The following is a 16,644-nucleotide window of genomic DNA, read 5'->3' as shown; positions in this document are numbered from 1 at the left end:
GGGGCCCCCGGTTAACGCCTCCGGCAGAGCAGGGGGCCCCGCTTAACAGCCGGCCGCGCCACCGCGCCGGCTCGCCGAAGGCGGCGGCCGGCGCGGGGGCGGGGTTGCTCAGTCGGCGGCGGGCAGGCCGGCGGCGGTGAGTGAGCGGCGTACCGCGGGCTGCACCCGGGTCAGCCGCAGCGGCACCCCGGTCCGGGCGGCGGCGTCCCGGCCGGCCATCAGCGCGGCGATCCCGCCGGCGTCGAAGCCGCCGGCGCCCACCAGGTCGACCACCACCTCGCGGGGTTGCCCGGTGACCGCCTCCAGCACCGCCCGGCGCAACTGGTCCGCGCCGGCCCGGTCCACCTCGCCGCCGACCTCGACGACCACCCGGTCGCCGTGCTGCCGCACCGAGATCCGGGATCTTGCCGGCTCCGCCTCGGCCGTGCCGTTCTGCCAGGGCGGCGGCGCGTCGGCGAGCATCGCCTGGCGTAGCCAGGTCAGCGCCCGGGACAGCAGCCGGGACACGTGCATCTGGGAGATGCCGAACCGGGCCGCGATCTCGGCCTGGGTCTGGTTGCCGTAGAAGCGCATGGCGAGGATGCGCCGCTCCCGCCAGGGCAGTCGGTGCAGCAGGCCGCTGACCGTGACCCGGTCGTCGACCGACTCCAGCGCGTTGTCGGACTCGCCGACCAGGTCGCCGAACTCGGCCGAGCTCTCGCCGCCGACCGGTGCGTTGAGCGAGGCCGGGCTGTAGCCGGCGGCCGACTCCAGCGCGGCGAGGATCTCCTCCTCCGGCGTCTCCAGTCGCTCGGCCAGCTCGGCGACCGACGGGGCCCGGGACAGCTCGCTGGTCAGCGTCGCGGTCGCCTGCCCGACCTCGAGGATCAGGTCGCGCAACCGGCGCGGCACGTGCACACCCCAGGTGCGGTCGCGGAAGTGTCGTTTGATCTCACCGACGATGGTGATCGCCGCGTACGCGGTGAACGAGCCGCGCTCCGGGTCGTACCGGTCGACGGCGTTGACCAGGCCGAGGCGGGCGACCTGTTCCAGGTCCTCCAACGGCTCCCCGCGACCCCGGTACCGGCGGGCCAGCCGGCCGGCGAACGGCAACGCGAAGCGGACCAGGTCGTCCCGTGCCTCCTGCCGCCGCTCGGGTGGCAGCCCCTCGATCCGGGCCGCGTACGCGAGCGCCGCCGCGTCGAGGTCCTCCAGGCCCCGCTCGGTGGTCGGTGGGGTGGGTGTGGTGGTCTGTCCGAACATCCGCGCCTCCCTCGCCGAAGATCCCCCGCCCGGCCGGAACCGGTTGCGCGCGTGGTCGGGCCACGCCCCGGGTGAGGACGTTGGTTACGTGACGGATACGTCGGAAGCGGTGGCTGCCCGCCGCGCGGCGTCGTGGGCCGGGTCGCGGCGAGCGGTCTTCCCGCTCCGTAGGTACTCAATCACGGACCGTCGGTTCGCGAGGATGTTTCGCCAGGTTGGCCGGCGGGCCGTGCCCGTCGGCGTGGTGGCCCGCGCTCAGCAGACGAGCAGGCCCTGGTGGGCGCCCGCGTCCCGAAGCGCGGCGAGCGCCTCCGCCATCGGCATCGGCGGCGGCGCGGGCAGGTCGCAGGGCTGGTTGCGCAACACCTCCGTGGCACGTCGGGTCGGTACCGAGGTGACCGGGTATCCGCGGGCCGCGCCCCGGTCCAGGGCGCGCCGCCGGCGCCCGAAGCCGGCCACCGCCAGCCACTGGGACAGGCCGGCGAGCGCCGGGGAACGCAGGCCTGGCGGTTCCGGCAGCACGTCCACCGAACTGAACGGCTCACTGCCGGCGAGCCACCACTCGGCGCCCTGCACCCGACGCCGGGTGGCGTTCTCGCACCAGTAGGGCACCAGGCCGGCGCGCAGCACCTGCCCCGGGTCGAGCAGCCGGCCGCACTCCACCACCAGCCGGTCCCCGGTCTTGCCGGCGCGCCGCAGCCAGCGTCGGTAGAGGTCCGCGGTGGCCGCGCTCAGCGCGTCCGGCTGCGGCACGACCACCCGGTGCAGCGGGTGGCCCCGGGTGTCGCCCCATCCCCGGGCGCCGTGCTCGAAACCGGACTCCACGCCGTGTTCGGCGAACGCCGCCGACGCCGTGACCTCCGGGGCGCGCCAGCGCGTCTCGTCGCCGCCGGCCGCGTGCAGCACGTGGCGCAGCGCCGGGGCGTCCGGGTGGAAGTCGACCGGGTCGAGGCCGCTGGCCGGGCAGCCGGCCTGGAAGCTGTGGCCGCTGCCGTCGTCCCGCACCGGCCACGTACGCGCGTCGTGCAACAGCAGCACCGGCGCGGCCGGCTCCAGCCGGTCGGCCAGGAACCGCGCGTACGCCTCGGGCAGGGTCCGCCAGCGGACCGCGAGCGTGACCGTGGCGCCGACCGCCACACCCCGGCTGGCCGGGCAGTGCACCTGCCGCACGTGCACCCGGGGGTTGCCGGCGAGCAGCCGGCCGGCCAGCGCCGCACCGTGGTCGAGCGCGGCGTCCGGGCGGTCCACCGCGCCCCGGCCCCACTGCCCGGCGAGTTCGAAGCCGGCGGGCAGCCAGGGCACGCCGAGCGCCACCGCGAGGTGGGCCGCCGCACCGTGCGGCGAGCCGAGCACCGCCCCGGGCCAGCGCCGGCCCGGGTACTGGGCCACGAACCAGTCGGCCACCCGCTCGGCGTCGACGCGGGCGACCTGGGCGGCGGTGAGCGCCGCCCGGCCGGCCGCGCGGCCGGCGGCGACGCGTCGTACCGCCTCCGGGGCCCCGCCGAGCCGGGACAGCGAGCCGGCGTGACCGAGGTCGCCGCAGTCGTCGCCGCGCAGCGCCCGGGCGGTCGCGGCGACCAGGATCCGGGCCGCGCTGCCCGCCGCGACCACCCGGTCACCGGGCAACGCGGTCCCGGCCGCCGGTCCGCGCTCCACTCGTTCGCTCACCACGCGGGCCGGCTTCCCGTCCGTCTGGGGTCTAAACGGGTCATCTCCCCACGCGCCGGACCAACCCCCGGTCGGGTGCCGTCGCGCCGCTCCCCCGCCGCTGTGGGCGCAACGGCACGCCGGGTGCGGGTTTGGGCCGCGGCGGGACGGGCACTGCACCGCGCATGCCCGACGACCAGAGCGCCCCGGCGGCGACCATCACCCCGTACCGGGACGGACCGCTGCTGGTGCGCGGCGACTTCGCGCTGGTCACGCCGGAGGGCGAGCCGATCGAGACGCGTCGGGGCACGGTGGCGCTGTGCCGCTGCGGCAAGAGCGCGATCAAGCCGTTCTGCGACGGCACCCACAAGGTCGCCGGCTTCCGCGCGCCCTGACCGCGCGGGCCAACGGGATCAGCGGGGCGTCAGGCGGCGGCCAGGGCGCCGGTGACCGGCCGCAGCGACGACCGTCCCGCCGACCAGGCGGACAGCAGGTGGGTGGCGAAGAGACGGTCCAGCGCCAGCGCGGCGGCGGCCCCGAACAGCACGTCCCCGGCGAGCGCCGGCTCCGCGCGGACCAGCCCGCCGCACAGGTCGTACGCCGCGATCTGCTCGTGCACCGCGTCCGCCTCGACGTGCTCGTCGTAGAAGCGGGTGGCGACCGCGTCGAAGCCCAGCCGGCGCAACCCGTTGCCGTACCGGCGGTTCGGTAGCGACGAGGTCATCTCGTACGCGGCCAGGTGGCCGAGCAGCGCCCCGCGCAGCCGCCGGTGCAGCCCGAACAGCGACATCAGGTTGTTGAGCGCCAGTGTCACCGCCGGCACCCGGTCCAGGTGGGCGGCGTAGCCGGTGTCCAGGCCGAGCCGGTCCATGGTGACCCGGAACAACTCCGCGTGCATCCGGTCCAGCCGGCCGTTGCCGTACTCGTCCATCTGGATCTCGACGAGCGCCGCCTTCGCCGGGCCGCCGAGCCGGGGCAACGCCCAGCTGTGCGGGTCGGCCTCCCGGAGGTGGTAGATCGAGCGGTGCGTGACGAACTCGCGGAACTGCGCCAGGTCGGCGCGGCGTTGCAGGGTGGCGGCGAGCGCGGGACCGTCGTCCGCGGCCACCACGTCGATCAGCGTCGCCGGCAGGGCGGCTGGCAGCACCGCCGGCAGCGGCCCGGCCAGCTCCCGCAGCGCCGCCATGAACGGGCGCTCCGCCCGGGCCCGCAGCGCCAGCAGGGACGGCTCCCACTCCCACTCGTCGGTCACGCCCCGCCACCCGCGATAGTGCAGCTCGTAGCAGAGGAAGAGGGTGAGCTGGAGGTCCTCGTCGGTCAGCGGCGCCGCCGCCTCGTCGAACCGGTCGCCCCACCCGGCCGGCAGCGTGCCGGGCGACCCGCGCAGCGCGGTGAGCAGCGCGGCCGAGACCGGCCCGCGGGCCGCCGGCAGCGGGGCGGGACCGTAGCGACGATCGGTGACGATGGACAAGCGGGACCTCCCGGGGACCGACGAACGCCTGGTCGCAGTGCCCCACCCGGGTCCGGCTAAACGAGGTCTTCGGCGGCGATGGCCCCGGCCTGGATCACCCGGTCCCGCACCCGCCGGGCCGCGTCGCCGTCCGTCATCAGGCCGCGCAGGTCGGCCAGCGCCGGCTCGGGCACGTCCAGCGGCACGGCCGGGTCCACCACCGCCTCCAGCACACTGGGCCGGTCCGCGGCGAGCACCTCGTCCCAGGCCGCTCCGACCAGGTCCGGCCGGTCCACCCGGACGCCGTGCAGCCCGAGCAGCCGGGCCCATCCGGCGTACGGCACGTCGGGTCGCCGGTCGCCCGGCGTACGTCCGCCGCCCACGCCGGACTGGTCGCGGTTGTTCAGCACCAGCACGACCAGTCGGGGGTCGCGCCACTCCGTCCAGTGGTGCGCCACGGTGATCAGCTCGGCCAGGCCGTTGAGCTGCATCGCGCCGTCGCCGAGCAGCGCCAGCACCGGCTGGTCCGACCAGGCCAGCTTGGCGGCCACCGCGTACGGCAGCGCGCACCCCATCGAGCCGAGCGTGCCGCAGAGCCGGGCCTGCACCCCGGGCGGCAGGTCCAGGTGGCGGGCGTACCAGTAGACGACCGAGCCGACGTCGACGGCGACCGCCGCGCGCCGCGGCAGCCGGGCGGACAGTTCGCGGAGCACGAGTTGCGGGTTGAGCGGCTCGGCCGGGGCGGCGGCGCGGTCGGCGGCGACCACCCGCCAGCGGTCCACCGCGCTCTCCACCATGCCGCGCCACTGCGTGTGGCGCCGTTCCGGCACCCGGGCCAGCAGCGCCCGCAGCGTCTCGCCGGCGTCGCCGACCAGGGGCACGTCGACCGGGTAGCGGGCGCCGATCCGCCGGCCGTCGATGTCGATCTGGATGGTGCGCACCTGGCCGGGCAGCGGGAACCAGTCGGTCCACGGATCGTTCGTGCCGACCAGCAGCAGCGTGTCGCAGCCGCCCATGAGCTGGGCGGCGGCGGTGGTGCCGACCTCGCCGAGCACTCCGGTGTGGAACGGCAGCCGCTCGTCCAGCACCGGCTTGCCGAGCAGCGACGTGGCCACGCCCGCGCCGAGCCGGTCGGCGAGCGCGACGACCTCCCCGGCCGCGCCGTGCGCCCCCTGGCCGACCAGCACGGCCACCCGCTGCCCGGCGCTGAGCAGCGAGGCGGCGGCGTCCAGGTCGGCGTCGTGCGGCAGCACCCGGGCCAGCGGCTCGCCGGGCGTCGCGGTGATGACGCCGGCAGTCGGTGGCAGCCGGTCGGGCACGGGCGTCACCTGCAACGCCCGGGGCAGCACCACGCAGGTCGGGCTGCGGGTCGCCGCCGCGGTCCGGAACGCCTGGTCCAGCAACGCCGGCACCTGGTCGGGCGTGCGACCGTACCGGACGAACTGGTTGCACACGTCGCCGAAGAGCCGGCTCAGCCCGATCTCCTCGTGCGCCCCGCCCAGCGGGCCACTGACGTCCTCCCCGATGATCGCCACCACCGGCTTGCTGTCCAGCTTCGCGTCGTAGAGGCCGTTGAGCAGGTGCACCGCGCTGGGGCCCTGGGTGGCCAGGCACACCCCGATCCCACCGGTGAACTTGGCGTGCCCGGTCGCCATGAACGCGGCGGTCTCCTCGTGCCGGGCCGGCACGAACGCCGGGTCGCCACCGGCGTCGTCGAGCGCGGCCAGCAGCGGGTCGAGCGCCGCGCCGGGATAGCCGAAGGCGCGCGGCACCCGCCAGGCCCGTAGCCGCTCGACCACCAGGTCGGCGACGGTACGGTCAGCCATCGTCCCGCCCCGGGGTGCCGGCGTCGACGTACCGCAGCACCGCGCCGACCCCGTCGGTCAGTTCCGGCGCCTCTTCCGGCGAGAGGACGGTCAGCTCCGCGTCGGTGCCGATCAGCGCGCGCAGCAGCGCGGCGTCGGCGCGTACCTTCTGCGGGTCGGCCACCGACATGTCGGCCAGTTGCGCCGGGTCGGTGGCGATCTCGGTCGGCTCGGGGCCGACCCACAGCTCGCCGTCGGCGGACGCGTCGTCGACGATCAGCATGGTGTCGACCTGGTTGCGTTGCAGCGCGGCGACCACCGCGTCGAGCCCGGCGCCGACGTCCTCCTGCACGCCGAACCGATCCAGCGCGGCGGCGATCCGCCGGTCGGCGACCTCGGCGACGGTCTGCACGGTGAGGTCGTCCATCAGCGTGTCCTCGGCTCCGCCGGCCCGCGAGCCGGCGTCGGTGCGGACCAGCACGTCCTGCCAGCGTTCCGGGAGCTGGGCGGCGATCATGCCGGTGGCCCGGATGTCGCCGGCCACCACGACCACGTCGGCGCCGACGCGGTCGGCCAGCTCGGCGGTGGCCGCGGCGGCGTCGCCGGCGTTGTGGTGCCACGCCTCCATGGCGGCCCGCTGGTAGCGGGACTGCGACCATCCGCCGGGCTGGACCCGGCGCACCTGGCGGCTCTGCCGGCCGGTCACCTGGGCCCGCCGGGGCACCCCGCCGGCGCTGACCGCCATCGCGTCGGCGCCGGTGCGGTCGGCCAGCACCCGCACCCAGGCGACCTGCTCGCCGCGCTGGGCGACCAGCGGCATGGTGTGCGGCAGCGCGGCCCAGGTGGCCAGGTCGCGCAGCGGCGGCGCGGAGAGGTACTCGGTGAGCACCACCCGGCCCCGGCTGGCGAAGACCGCGATGCCGTAGTCGCCGGGCATCGGCTGGTGCCGGCGGACCACCTCCTCAACCGCCTCGACGGTGACCTGATCGGCGCCCTGGGCCAGCAGGTCCCCCTTCAGGGCCCGCCAGCGCAGGTCGACCTGTGGACGCGAGTCGTGGGTGTCCCGGGAGGCGTCCAGGTAGACCGAGCACCAGGGCCCGGGACGGTCGTAGAGCGGGCGCAGGAAGGACAGCTGCATGCTCGACCCCTTTCCAGCTCGGCCGCACGCATACCCGCGCCCCGGCCGATGTCACCTTCCGGTCCGTCGGGCGTGACCGTTCGTTCATTCACGTCGTTCAACCTGAATGACCGATACCATCTGTGCACGGAACGGAACTCTCGGTGGTGAACATGGACACGGAGCTACACACCCGACGCGTCGTCCGCCCGACGGAACGCATCGTCACCGGGCGGCTGGTCCGGCTGATGGAGGGCTACGCCCGCGAGGTGCGGGTGGGGCAGCCGGTGCTGGTCACGGTCCTGACCGCGGCGGGCGTGGTGGGGCTGCTGCTACGGGTGCTCCGCGCGTTGCTCAGCAGCGGCGGCGGCGGCGCGAAGCGCAGCTTCAAGGACCTGAAGAAGGGGCCCGAGTTCCTGGTCACCCCGGTGCGGGTGCGCGACGCCGCGGACCGGCTGGTCGAGGTCGAACTGCACGGCCACCTGCCGCAGAGCGCGCTGCACCCCGGCGACCACGTGCAGCTCACGCTGCGCCCGCAGCGCGACGCGGACCTGCCGCCCCGGATCGAGCGGATCGTCAACCTGACCACCGGTCAGCTGCTCACCCCGCGTACCGCGACGCTCTGGTCGCACCTGGGCCCGGCGCTGCTGCTCCAGGCGCTGTTCGGCGTCGTCCTGGTGCTCGGCGTCGCCGCCTGCTCCGCCCTGACGTGAAAGGAGGGGCCCCCTTTTAACGTCTGCGGTAGAGGCGGGGCCCCCGCTTAACCACCGACATTCGCGAGCGGACGCTCGGCGGGAGCGGGGGCGGGGGCGTCGAGCAGGCCGCGGCGTCGCGCCCAGCGCTCGAACAGCACGGTGGCGAACGGCGGCACCGCGCTGGCCAGCGCCAGCCCGGTCCACACCAGCGACCAGCGTCGCCGTCGGGCCACCACGAGGACCAGCAGCCCGTACGCGACGAAGAGCGCGCCGTGGATCGGGCCGAACACCTGCACGCCGAGTTCGTTGCGCGGCGGCCCGTACTTGACCGCCATGCCGGCCAGCAGCGCCGCCCAGGAGCACGCCTCGGCGATCGCCGCCCACACGAACGCCCGGATCCACCCGTCGCGCATCACTCACTCCTTCTCCGTCGCGGCGGCCATGGTAGCCGGCCCGCCTGGCGACGAACTGTTAAGCGGGGCCCCCGCCTATGCAGAAGGCGTTAAAAGGGGGCCCCTCCTTGCCTCCCCCGGATGAGTGAGGGCAGTTCGGGGTACAGAAAAGATCCCTTAGACCTTTTCCTGACCCGTCACTCCGTGCGAGGTTGGGAAGACCAACGGTGACAAGGTGGTGACCATGGGCGAAGACGTCGGCGCGCGCACCTTCAGCCGGGAGGATAGGGCCCGCTACCGGGAGAAGGTCCGGCGCTGTCTGGACGTCTTCGCCGAGATGCTGCGCGAGTCCCGGTTCGACGTGGAGCGGCCGATGACCGGCCTGGAGATCGAGCTGAACCTGGTCGACGAGCGCTTCGACCCGGCGATGCGCAACGCCGACGTGCTGGCGGCGATCGCCGACGAGGCGTTCCAGACCGAGCTGGGCCAGTTCAACGTCGAGATCAACGTGGCGCCGCGCCGCCTCGCCGGCACCGGCACCGCCCAGTTCGAGGAGCACGTGCGGGCCAGCCTCAACGCCGCCGAGGAGAAGGCCCGCACGGTCGGCGCGCACATGGTGATGATCGGGGTCCTGCCGACGCTGCGCCCGGAGCACCTGACCGCCGAGTCGCTCTCCGCCAACCCCCGGTACGCGTTGCTCAACGAGCAGATCTTCGCCGCCCGTGGGGAGGACCTCCCGATCGCGATCAGCGGGGTCGAGCGGCTGGCCACCACCGCGGACACCATCACGCCGGAGGCGGCCTGCACCAGCACCCAGTTCCACCTCCAGGTCAGTCCGGCGCAGTTCGCCGACTACTGGAACGCGGCACAGGCGATCGCCGGCATCCAGGTGGCGCTCGGCGCGAACTCGCCGCTGTTCTTCGGCCGGGAGCTGTGGCGGGAGACCCGCATCCCGTTGTTCCAGCAGGCCACCGACACCCGGGCGGAAGAGATAAAGGCCCAGGGGGTACGCCCGCGGGTGTGGTTCGGGGAGCGCTGGATCACCTCGGTGTTCGACCTGTTCGAGGAGAACGTCCGCTACTTCCCGGCGCTGCTGCCGGTGTGCGACCCGGAGGATCCGGCGTCGACGCTGGCCCGGGGCGACGTGCCGAAGCTCGCCGAGCTGCGCCTGCACAACGGCACCATCTACCGCTGGAACCGGCCGGTCTACGACGTGTCGCGCGGGCGTCCGCACCTGCGGGTGGAGAACCGGGTGCTGCCGGCCGGCCCGACCGTGCTGGACACGGTGGTCAACGGCGCGTTCTACTTCGGACTGGTCCGGGCGCTGGCCGAGTCGGACCGTCCGCTCTGGTCGCAGATGTCGTTCAGCGCCGCCGAGGAGAACTTCAACGCCTGCGCCCGGCACGGCATCGACGCCCAGGTGTTCTGGCCGGGCCTGGGTTACCTGCCGGTGACCGAGTTGGTGCTGCGCAGGCTGCTGCCGCTGGCCCATCACGGTCTGGACCGGTGGGGCCTGGACCCGGCCGAGCGGGACCGGCTGCTCGGCATCGTCGAGCAGCGCTGCCTGACCGGCCGCAACGGCGCGACCTGGCAGGTGGAGACGCTGCACCGGTTGGAGTCCGCCGACCACCTGGACCGGCCGGCCGCGCTGCGCGAGGTGGTCCGGCACTACGTCGACCTGATGCACAGCAACCGTCCGGTGCACGAGTGGCCGATTCCCTGACCGGGTTCGGGCCGTCCCCCGGTGACCGGGGGACGGCCCGCGTGCGGTCTACGCGGTCGCGCAGATCGCGTACGACGTCAGGCTCCAGTTGCCGGCGAACGGATCCTCCTCGTAGGCGCCGGAGGTGACCGCGGTGGGCGGGGCGACGCTGCTGCCGTTGGGCCGGAAGTCGTCGACCACGCCCTCGCCGGTGACGCCGTTGAGTTCGTAGCCGGCGCCGGTGAGGACCTTGCCCGCCGGGCAGACCGCGATGGCGCTGCGGAAGTCGTTGGAGTTGCTCGCGCTGGTCACGGTGGCCCGCACCAGCCCGGGCACCGGGTTGGCACAGATCGCGTACCCGGTGAGGCTCCAGTTGCCGGCGAACGCGTCCGCCTCGTACGCCTCCACGGTGAGCGCGGTGGGCGCGGCGGCCACCCCGCCGTTGGGCCGGAAGTCGTCCACCACCGCCTCGCCGGTCGCGCCGTTGAGTTCGTAACCGGTGCCGGTGAGCACCTTGCCCAGCGGGCAGGACACGATGGCGCTGCGGAAGTCGTTGGAGTTGCTCGCGCTGGTCACCGTGGCCCGCACCAGCCCGGGCACCGGGTTGGCACAGATCGCGTACCCGGTGAGGCTCCAGTTGCCGGCGAACGCGTCCGCCTCGTACGCCCCGACCGTGACCGCCGTGGGCGCGGTCGCCACCCCGCCGTTGGGCCGCAGGTCGTCCACGATCGCCTCGCCGGCGGCGCCGTTGAGTTCGTAGCCGGTGCCGGTGAGAACCTTGCCCGCCGGGCAGGTCGCGGTGACGGTCTTGAAGTCGGTCGAGTTGGTGGCGCTGACCACGGAGATCCGCACCAGGCCGGGGACGGCGGCGGAGGCCGGGGTGGCGGGGGCGACCACCGCGACCGCGGCGGTGCCGCACAGGGCGAGGGCGAGCGTGGCACGGCGCCAGGGTCTGATGTGCTCGGACATGGGTTGCTCCTGTTCCCTACCGGCCAAGCGCGTGGTGGGCGACGGGCCGGGTGTACCGGAATGACGCCATCACGTTAGGTAACAGGGCGACCAGGGCATATCCAAGATCCGACTACGTTGGGTAGTCGACACTCGCCGCGGACATCGGGACTCGGGCACCGGTCACGGCGCGGGGAACGACCGGTCGCCGAAGAGGACACCCCGGGCCGCCGCCCGCCCGAGCGGCGTCCGCAGGAGCGTGAACGCCGCCGACGCGACGGCCGGGGTACGCACCTGGGCCAGCCCGTGCCGCAGCGTCAACCTGCCCCGGAACCGGCTCCGCAGGCTCGCGCCGTCGTAGCGGCTCACGACGTCCCGGCGACCCGTGCGCAGCGCCTCGTCGAGCACGACCGCGGCGTAGTTCGACAGCCGCAGGCACGGATCGAGGCCGCCGGCGGTGAGCGGACTGACCGCGCCCGCCGCGTCGCCCACCAACAGCCCGTCCGGACAGCCGATACGACGCAGCACCCCGCCGACCGGGATCGGCCCTCCACGCCGTTCCACCTCGTCGGGCCGACCGCCGGCAGGCAGCCCGGGGGCCGTGGCGGCGAACCGCCGCAACGCGTACCGCAGGCCACCGGGAAAGCGGTCGGCGTAGCCCGCAACCCCGACATGGGCGTGCCGGCCGTCGTTGACCACCCAGGCCAGATAGCCGGGCGCAAGCGTCGGGTCGAGCACGCAGTGGAACGTGGGCGGCCCGTCCCCCGCGGGAACGGTGAAGACCTCCTCGGCGCCGACCAGAAGGTGCCGGTTGCGGTCCAGGCGCAGATCCCGGGCCACTCGGGACCGGGCGCCGTCGGCACCGACGACGAACCGGGCCCGGACCTCGACCGGGCCACCCGGACCGGTCAGCGCGAAGGCCCCTTCCCGGCGACCGGCGTAACGGGTGCCGAGCGCGATCCGTACGCCGGCGTCGGCGGCGGCGCGAGCGGCGTCCGTGTAGAGGCCCGCCATGTCGCCCACCCGGTATTCGTCGCGCGCGCTGACCAGGGTCACCGGGCGACGCAGGCCGGGCGGGTAGAGCACCACCCGCCGGATGGGCGGCCCCAGGCGCCCGGCGGGCAGCGGGAAGTCGTCGAGCGTACGCCGCACGAAGATCCCGGTCGTCCGGATCGCGCCGGTCAGGGCGGGCCGGCGGTCGACCAGCAGCACGTCGTGCCCCCGCGCGGCGAGCAACGTGGCGGCGTGCAGCCCGGCCAGCCCGGCGCCGACGACCAGCACGTCCACGCTCACTCGAGCATTCATGCATCGAGTTTCGCTAGCTAGCTATCGAATGTCAATCGATTGGGCGGACCGTATGGAGGCCGCCTCAACCGGGGACGGCGACGAAGACCAGCGCGCCGAGCGCGGCCAGCGGCAACGCCACCGCCGAAGCGAGCAACCGGGTCCGGGCGGCGCGGGCGACGAGGAGGATCACCAGCGCGGCGAGCCCGAGGTCGATGGCCACGTTCCACCAGGCGCCGGGGTAGTAGCCGGTGCGCCCCCGTTCGGCGAAGCGCAGCGCCTCCTCGACGAACACGGCCGCCGGCAGCGCGGTCGCCACCACCCGCCGCCACCCGGACGACCGGGCCCAGACCCCGGCGATGCCGAACACCACGCCCGCGAGCACCCCGGACGCCATCCAGAGCAACGAGGTGGGCGCGGTGATCACGGCCAGGTCGTCACCCTGGAGCAGTGTCGCGGCCAGGTAGTAGCTGGGTACGGCGACGACCAGCAGGACCACGCCCGCCACGGCCGCCCGCAGCGCGCCCACCCGGACCCACCAGCCGAGCGCGAACGCGGCGACCGCCCAGGTGGCGGTGGAGTTGCCGAGTTCGGCCAGCGGGTACGGCACCCGCGTGATCCAGACGAAGTCGAGGAAGCCGAGCAGGAAACCGGCGAGGGGGGCGACGAGCGCCAGGACGCGACGGGTGGGCGGCATACCGGCGAGCATACTCGGTATGCACTCAGCGCATCGCTGCCAGGGTCGCCGCCGCAGCACCGGCCACCAGCGCGTCGTCCGGCGTCGGGCGCGGTCCGGGTGGATGCGCAGCCGGCCAGGAGGACGATCGCGAACGCCGCCGCTGCCTGCCGGACGTGCTTCATGGTGCTCCTCTCCACGCCGTCACACCGGCGGCGTCGACCGTCCTCAGGCGGGGGCGCACCGCTGACGCAGCGTGGGCACACCGGGCCCGGTCAGGTCATCGCAGTATGCCGCCCGGCCGGCCATCGCCATTGTCAGTGCCAGCGTGGTGCCGCTGACCAGCGGGCCGGCGCCGGCGGCGAACGGTCCGTCGGTGGCCGCCACCCGCAGCCCTCGGATGGCGCTGCGTCCGCTCACGGTGAAGTCCCGACCGGCGAAGAAACGGGCGACCGGCGTCACGGCCTCGACCGACGGCGTACGACCGAGGCCGAGCGGTCGCCGGATGTCCTGGGCGTGCACGACCACCTCACCGAGCCACGCCTCGGTCGGGCCGAACGTGGACGTGGTGCTGCGGATGATCCGACGGAACCGGTCGAGCGTCTCCGCCGGGTCGGCGCCCCGGTGCTCGGCCAGGCGACGGTCGTTGTGCTTGTCGAAGTCGAAGCGCGCGCCCAGCACGCTGGCCACCCAGCGTGCCCGGCCGACGCTCGCCGCCGCGGTCAGGTGCGCGACCACCTGCTCCACCGTCCACCGGCCGCACAGCGAACGGTGCGCCCACCGCGCCGCGTCGAGCCCGGCCAGGTCGTCGGCGAGGGCGGCCCGCTCGGCGTGCGCGAGCGCCCACAAGTCGCGTCGGGTGAGCGTCTCGGACATGAGCAACCTCCAGCGTCGGCCCCGTTCCCCCCACTCAGACCGCCCCCGTCCGGCGAACTCATCGCGAACCCGTTCACCGGGTCAGGCCGACCAGGGTCGCCAGGCGGGCCACGCCGGGTGGTACCGGGTGGGCGCGGGCGATCTCCGCGACGACGGTACGCGCCACCGGCCGCAGGCGAATCTCGGCCGGCGCGATGCCGTCCGCCTCCACCAGCGCCCGGCCGGCTCCGCGCAGGTCGCCCACCCGGACGTACGCCCGCGCGGCGTCCACCAGGTAGGCGGCCCGGAACTCGGTCGGCAGACGTCGCCACGCCTCCCTCCGATGCGCCCGCTCGTGCCGGCACACCGCTTCCCCAGCGTCACCCGACTCCAACGCCGCCACCACCCGGGCCACCTCGACGGCAGCCGGCCCGAACCCGCACCGCTGCGACTCGTCCCCGGACGGGTGTCGCGCGGCCATCTCGGCGGCTCGGACCAGCAACTCGTCCGAGCGGCGGACCTCGCCGCAGCCGGCGGCGGCGAGGCCGGCCTGAATCAGCAAGGACCAGTGCAAGTCGCTCACCGGCTCGGCAGAGATCGTCACGGTGAGGGCCAGTTGGTTCCGGCCCAACGCCCGGAGCGCCTCCCCCACGGACGCGACAGCCCGGACTGACAGCGCCGGATCATCACCCGCCCCGGCCACCGCCCGGTCGGCGGCCAGCCAGCCCAGATCCGCCTCCCCCAGCTTGACCAGCTCCGAGTGCCCGCTCGGCGAGGCCCGCGGCCCCGACACGGGCGTACGCCCAGGCGACCCGTTCCAGGAACAGCGCACGCCCAGTGGCCTCGGCGGCGTGCCGGCCACCGGCATGCGCCGACCGGGCCAGCGTGACAGCCACATGCTGGTCACCGACATTGGCCTCAAGGTAGGAAAGGCTGCTGAGGCAGTTCGCGGCACAGGCGGTGTCACCGCCCGCGTGAGCCGCGCGCATCCCGGCCAGGTGGTAGCGACGGGCTTCCGCCATCCGGCCCGAGTCCTCGGCGACGAAGCCCGCCAGTTGGCACAGGTCCGCGATGACGACCAGCAGCTCCCGGCCCACCGACTCGGAGTGACTGCTCTCCCGCAGCAACGCAACGGTCTCGGCCAGCTCGTCGGTGACCAACGTGTACGTCTCGCTTCCGCCAAGGTGATCGTCCAACCGGCGGAGCTGAAGAACCCGTCGTCGCACCCGCTCCACGGTGCTGTCACCGACGCGACGGCCGGCGTCCAGTTCGAGGCGCTGCGGCGGTTCGGCAATCAACCATTGGTGCGCCAGTTCGACGGCATTCTCCGAGGTGGGCGTCTCCGTGACGAGCAGGTCGGCCAGCCGTTCGACGTCGGACCGCTGCCAGGAACTACCGGAGACGACCGTCAGGCACTGTTCGTCCGGGCCCGAGATGGCGGCGAGTGCCACCAGGGCACCGCCCGCACCCAGTGCGCCGTCCAGCCGTTGAGCCACTTCCGGACTCGGAACCTTACGTCCGCAGGCGATGTCGTGCAGATAGCTCTTGCTTTAGTAGGTGCGCGTCGCGAGCGTGCGGTAGCTGAGTTCGCGCTCCTTCAGCAGAGCCCGGAGGCGAACAGCGAAGGGCGAAAGGCTCGCGGGCATCGCGGCTCCCAAGCGAGACTGACTAAATTTCTCCGCCAGGACTATACACCGAATACCGCATACCACGCAGCCCTTTCGTCCAGCGGAGTTATGGACATGCTTCACGACTGCGATTATTATGCGTTCGGCGAGCCAGGCGCAGCAGGCAACTGCATGATCGAGGGCAACCGCTGTGCATTAAACTCACCGGCGAATCACCGGGCGCAGTTTGAAGACATATCCGAAATCAACCCTCCCGCATCCGCCCAAACGCACTTGGCTTCAGCGTTCGAAGTGCTGGTCGAATGAAAGGGAGCACCTTTGTCGTCAACCACGACAGTCCCCACCTTGCCCTGAGATGACCAATCAACCTCAATCCGCCAATCCACGTCAAACTTCGACACAACTCCCGAAACAACGAAGCTTTCCGCTTCATCGATTGCGACCTGATAGGGAAATTTTGCCGGGTCAAGACGAGCGTCCGGCTCACCACTAATACTGCCAGTTGTTTTCGAAGTAACGGTGGGGGGATTGCGATCAAGATTTGCTTCTAAGTAACGATACTCAAAAGGCTCTCCACATAGAATATCAATCTCAGTTCCACGAACGGGCGATCGACGAGGTTCTAGCACTACAACGCGGATCCGATCAATAACCACTCGCGCCTGGGTAGTCCCCTGCACCGTAAGCACGACTTCATGGCGATTGCTGCGCACGGCTCCTGCTTGCCGTGCCCAGGCCGGCCAATCAATGGGCTCCCCAGCAGGTTCAGCAAGCCGGGACGGCTTCCCCGGCACCATCCACCCCTCCCGGCAGTATTCATCCGATTGTTGAACTGCTACGGTCAGCGGACCGGGCGCTTCCGGCGGTTGGCCTGTTTCCAAGCCTGCAGTCGTATTACCTTCGCCACCCGTCCGTTCCGGCTTAGTGAGCAGGGATGGAATTGCCGCAGCCGCTACGGCAGCCACTGCTGTGATGCCTGCGGCCGCCAGGGCGCCGAAGGTAGTCAGCCGAGCGATACGGCGGTTCTCGGAGGGCCTGGTCTGACCGGGGCGCCTTTGCTGAGGCGCTCTAGAGCGGGGCACTCGCAACCTCTCTGACGGTTGTCTACAAGGCACTGAAGGCGACTCGGTAGAAGCCGGAGAACTTCTCCAAAACGTCACGCCATCACGAACGAAAACTCAGCCGACCGGGATAGCGAATGGC

General features: G+C 73.2%; 16 protein-coding genes. 3 read left to right on the top strand and 13 right to left on the bottom strand.

The window, feature by feature from the left end; all coding sequences use genetic code 11:
• Positions 1–108: 108 nt before the first annotated feature.
• The gene (locus C8054_RS04960) at positions 109–1,242 is read right to left on the bottom strand and encodes a SigB/SigF/SigG family RNA polymerase sigma factor (protein ID WP_107155524.1); all 1,134 of its coding nucleotides are present in this window, start codon (positions 1,240–1,242) and stop codon (positions 109–111) included.
• Between the two features lie 255 nt (positions 1,243–1,497).
• Positions 1,498–2,913 carry a hypothetical protein gene (locus C8054_RS04955; RefSeq protein WP_107155523.1) on the bottom strand — a complete coding sequence of 472 codons (1,416 nt, stop codon included), beginning with the start codon at positions 2,911–2,913 and terminating at the stop codon, positions 1,498–1,500.
• Between the two features lie 161 nt (positions 2,914–3,074).
• Between C8054_RS04955 and C8054_RS04950 the strand changes: the two genes are divergently transcribed.
• Positions 3,075–3,284, top strand: a complete 210-nt coding sequence (locus C8054_RS04950; protein ID WP_107155522.1) for a CDGSH iron-sulfur domain-containing protein — start codon at positions 3,075–3,077, stop codon at positions 3,282–3,284.
• A 29-nt stretch (positions 3,285–3,313) separates the two neighbouring features.
• Here the strand turns inward: C8054_RS04950 and C8054_RS04945 are convergent, their stop codons facing one another.
• From C8054_RS04945 to C8054_RS04935, 3 genes are read right to left on the bottom strand one after another with little or no spacing between them, the layout of a single operon-like run.
• Complete coding sequence (locus C8054_RS04945; RefSeq protein ID WP_107155521.1) at positions 3,314–4,360, bottom strand: iron-containing redox enzyme family protein; 1,047 nt, start codon at positions 4,358–4,360, stop codon at positions 3,314–3,316.
• A 56-nt stretch (positions 4,361–4,416) separates the two neighbouring features.
• Entirely contained in the window at positions 4,417–6,165 is a 1,749-nt protein-coding gene (locus C8054_RS04940) for a thiamine pyrophosphate-binding protein (RefSeq protein WP_107155520.1), read from the bottom strand.
• The gene (locus C8054_RS04935; protein WP_107155519.1) at positions 6,158–7,282 is read right to left on the bottom strand and encodes a Vms1/Ankzf1 family peptidyl-tRNA hydrolase; all 1,125 of its coding nucleotides are present in this window, start codon (positions 7,280–7,282) and stop codon (positions 6,158–6,160) included. The genes C8054_RS04940 and C8054_RS04935 overlap by 8 nt, the downstream gene beginning before the upstream one ends.
• A gap of 143 nt (positions 7,283–7,425) precedes the next feature.
• On the opposite strand from C8054_RS04935, the gene C8054_RS04930 reads away from it, so the two are divergent.
• The gene (locus C8054_RS04930) at positions 7,426–7,974 is read left to right on the top strand and encodes a hypothetical protein (RefSeq protein WP_199199534.1); all 549 of its coding nucleotides are present in this window, start codon (positions 7,426–7,428) and stop codon (positions 7,972–7,974) included.
• A gap of 47 nt (positions 7,975–8,021) precedes the next feature.
• On the opposite strand, the gene C8054_RS04925 is transcribed toward C8054_RS04930, so the two are convergent.
• A complete protein-coding gene (locus C8054_RS04925; protein ID WP_107155518.1) occupies positions 8,022–8,369 on the bottom strand; it encodes a DUF3817 domain-containing protein in 348 nt (115 codons plus the stop codon).
• A gap of 223 nt (positions 8,370–8,592) precedes the next feature.
• Here C8054_RS04925 and C8054_RS04920 point away from each other — a divergent pair, with 223 nt between their 5' ends.
• Positions 8,593–10,071: a glutamate--cysteine ligase gene (locus C8054_RS04920; RefSeq protein ID WP_107155517.1), complete on the top strand. Its 1,479-nt coding sequence runs from the start codon at positions 8,593–8,595 to the stop codon at positions 10,069–10,071.
• Positions 10,072–10,119: 48 nt separating this feature from the next.
• Here C8054_RS04920 and C8054_RS04915 read toward each other — a convergent pair whose 3' ends face one another.
• The 7 genes from C8054_RS04915 to C8054_RS31660 all read right to left on the bottom strand — a co-directional run bounded on the left by C8054_RS04915 (position 10,120) and on the right by C8054_RS31660 (position 16,154).
• On the bottom strand, positions 10,120–11,019 hold the full coding sequence (locus tag C8054_RS04915; protein ID WP_107155516.1) for a hypothetical protein: 900 nt from the start codon (positions 11,017–11,019) through the stop codon (positions 10,120–10,122).
• A gap of 162 nt (positions 11,020–11,181) precedes the next feature.
• Entirely contained in the window at positions 11,182–12,303 is a 1,122-nt protein-coding gene (locus C8054_RS04910) for an NAD(P)/FAD-dependent oxidoreductase (protein ID WP_107155515.1), read from the bottom strand.
• 64 nt (positions 12,304–12,367) lie between these two features.
• Entirely contained in the window at positions 12,368–12,979 is a 612-nt protein-coding gene (locus C8054_RS04905) for a DUF6518 family protein (protein ID WP_233219499.1), read from the bottom strand.
• Positions 12,980–13,186: 207 nt separating this feature from the next.
• Complete coding sequence (locus C8054_RS04900) at positions 13,187–13,834, bottom strand: maleylpyruvate isomerase family mycothiol-dependent enzyme (protein ID WP_107155513.1); 648 nt, start codon at positions 13,832–13,834, stop codon at positions 13,187–13,189.
• A 73-nt stretch (positions 13,835–13,907) separates the two neighbouring features.
• Positions 13,908–14,396, bottom strand: coding sequence for a hypothetical protein (locus C8054_RS04895; protein ID WP_146179870.1), 489 nt, complete (start codon positions 14,394–14,396; stop codon positions 13,908–13,910).
• Positions 14,397–14,499: 103 nt separating this feature from the next.
• Complete coding sequence (locus C8054_RS04890; RefSeq protein WP_107155511.1) at positions 14,500–15,309, bottom strand: hypothetical protein; 810 nt, start codon at positions 15,307–15,309, stop codon at positions 14,500–14,502.
• 344 nt (positions 15,310–15,653) lie between these two features.
• Positions 15,654–16,154, bottom strand: a complete 501-nt coding sequence (locus C8054_RS31660) for a hypothetical protein (protein ID WP_146179869.1) — start codon at positions 16,152–16,154, stop codon at positions 15,654–15,656.
• Between the last annotated feature and the right edge of the window lie 490 nt (positions 16,155–16,644).

It is taken from the genome of Micromonospora sp. RP3T (genome assembly GCF_003027925.1).
GTDB lineage: Bacteria > Actinomycetota > Actinomycetes > Mycobacteriales > Micromonosporaceae > Micromonospora.
Note: the sequence above shows the minus strand (reverse complement) of the source record. Positions and strands in the feature narration are given on the sequence as shown.

What these genes read in the sequence shown, in the direction of transcription:
- C8054_RS04960 (WP_107155524.1), bottom strand. Translation starts at nt 1,242, where the DNA reads ATGTTCGGACAGACCACCACACCCACCCCACCGACCACCGAGCGGGGC.
- C8054_RS04950 (WP_107155522.1), top strand. Translation starts at nt 3,075, where the DNA reads ATGCCCGACGACCAGAGCGCCCCGGCGGCGACCATCACCCCGTACCGG.
- C8054_RS04940 (WP_107155520.1), bottom strand. Translation starts at nt 6,165, where the DNA reads ATGGCTGACCGTACCGTCGCCGACCTGGTGGTCGAGCGGCTACGGGCC.
- C8054_RS04935 (WP_107155519.1), bottom strand. Translation starts at nt 7,282, where the DNA reads ATGCAGCTGTCCTTCCTGCGCCCGCTCTACGACCGTCCCGGGCCCTGG.
- C8054_RS04925 (WP_107155518.1), bottom strand. Translation starts at nt 8,369, where the DNA reads ATGCGCGACGGGTGGATCCGGGCGTTCGTGTGGGCGGCGATCGCCGAG.
- C8054_RS04920 (WP_107155517.1), top strand. Translation starts at nt 8,593, where the DNA reads ATGGGCGAAGACGTCGGCGCGCGCACCTTCAGCCGGGAGGATAGGGCC.
- C8054_RS04915 (WP_107155516.1), bottom strand. Translation starts at nt 11,019, where the DNA reads ATGTCCGAGCACATCAGACCCTGGCGCCGTGCCACGCTCGCCCTCGCC.
- C8054_RS04910 (WP_107155515.1), bottom strand. Translation starts at nt 12,303, where the DNA reads ATGAATGCTCGAGTGAGCGTGGACGTGCTGGTCGTCGGCGCCGGGCTG.
- C8054_RS04905 (WP_233219499.1), bottom strand. Translation starts at nt 12,979, where the DNA reads ATGCCGCCCACCCGTCGCGTCCTGGCGCTCGTCGCCCCCCTCGCCGGT.
- C8054_RS04900 (WP_107155513.1), bottom strand. Translation starts at nt 13,834, where the DNA reads ATGTCCGAGACGCTCACCCGACGCGACTTGTGGGCGCTCGCGCACGCC.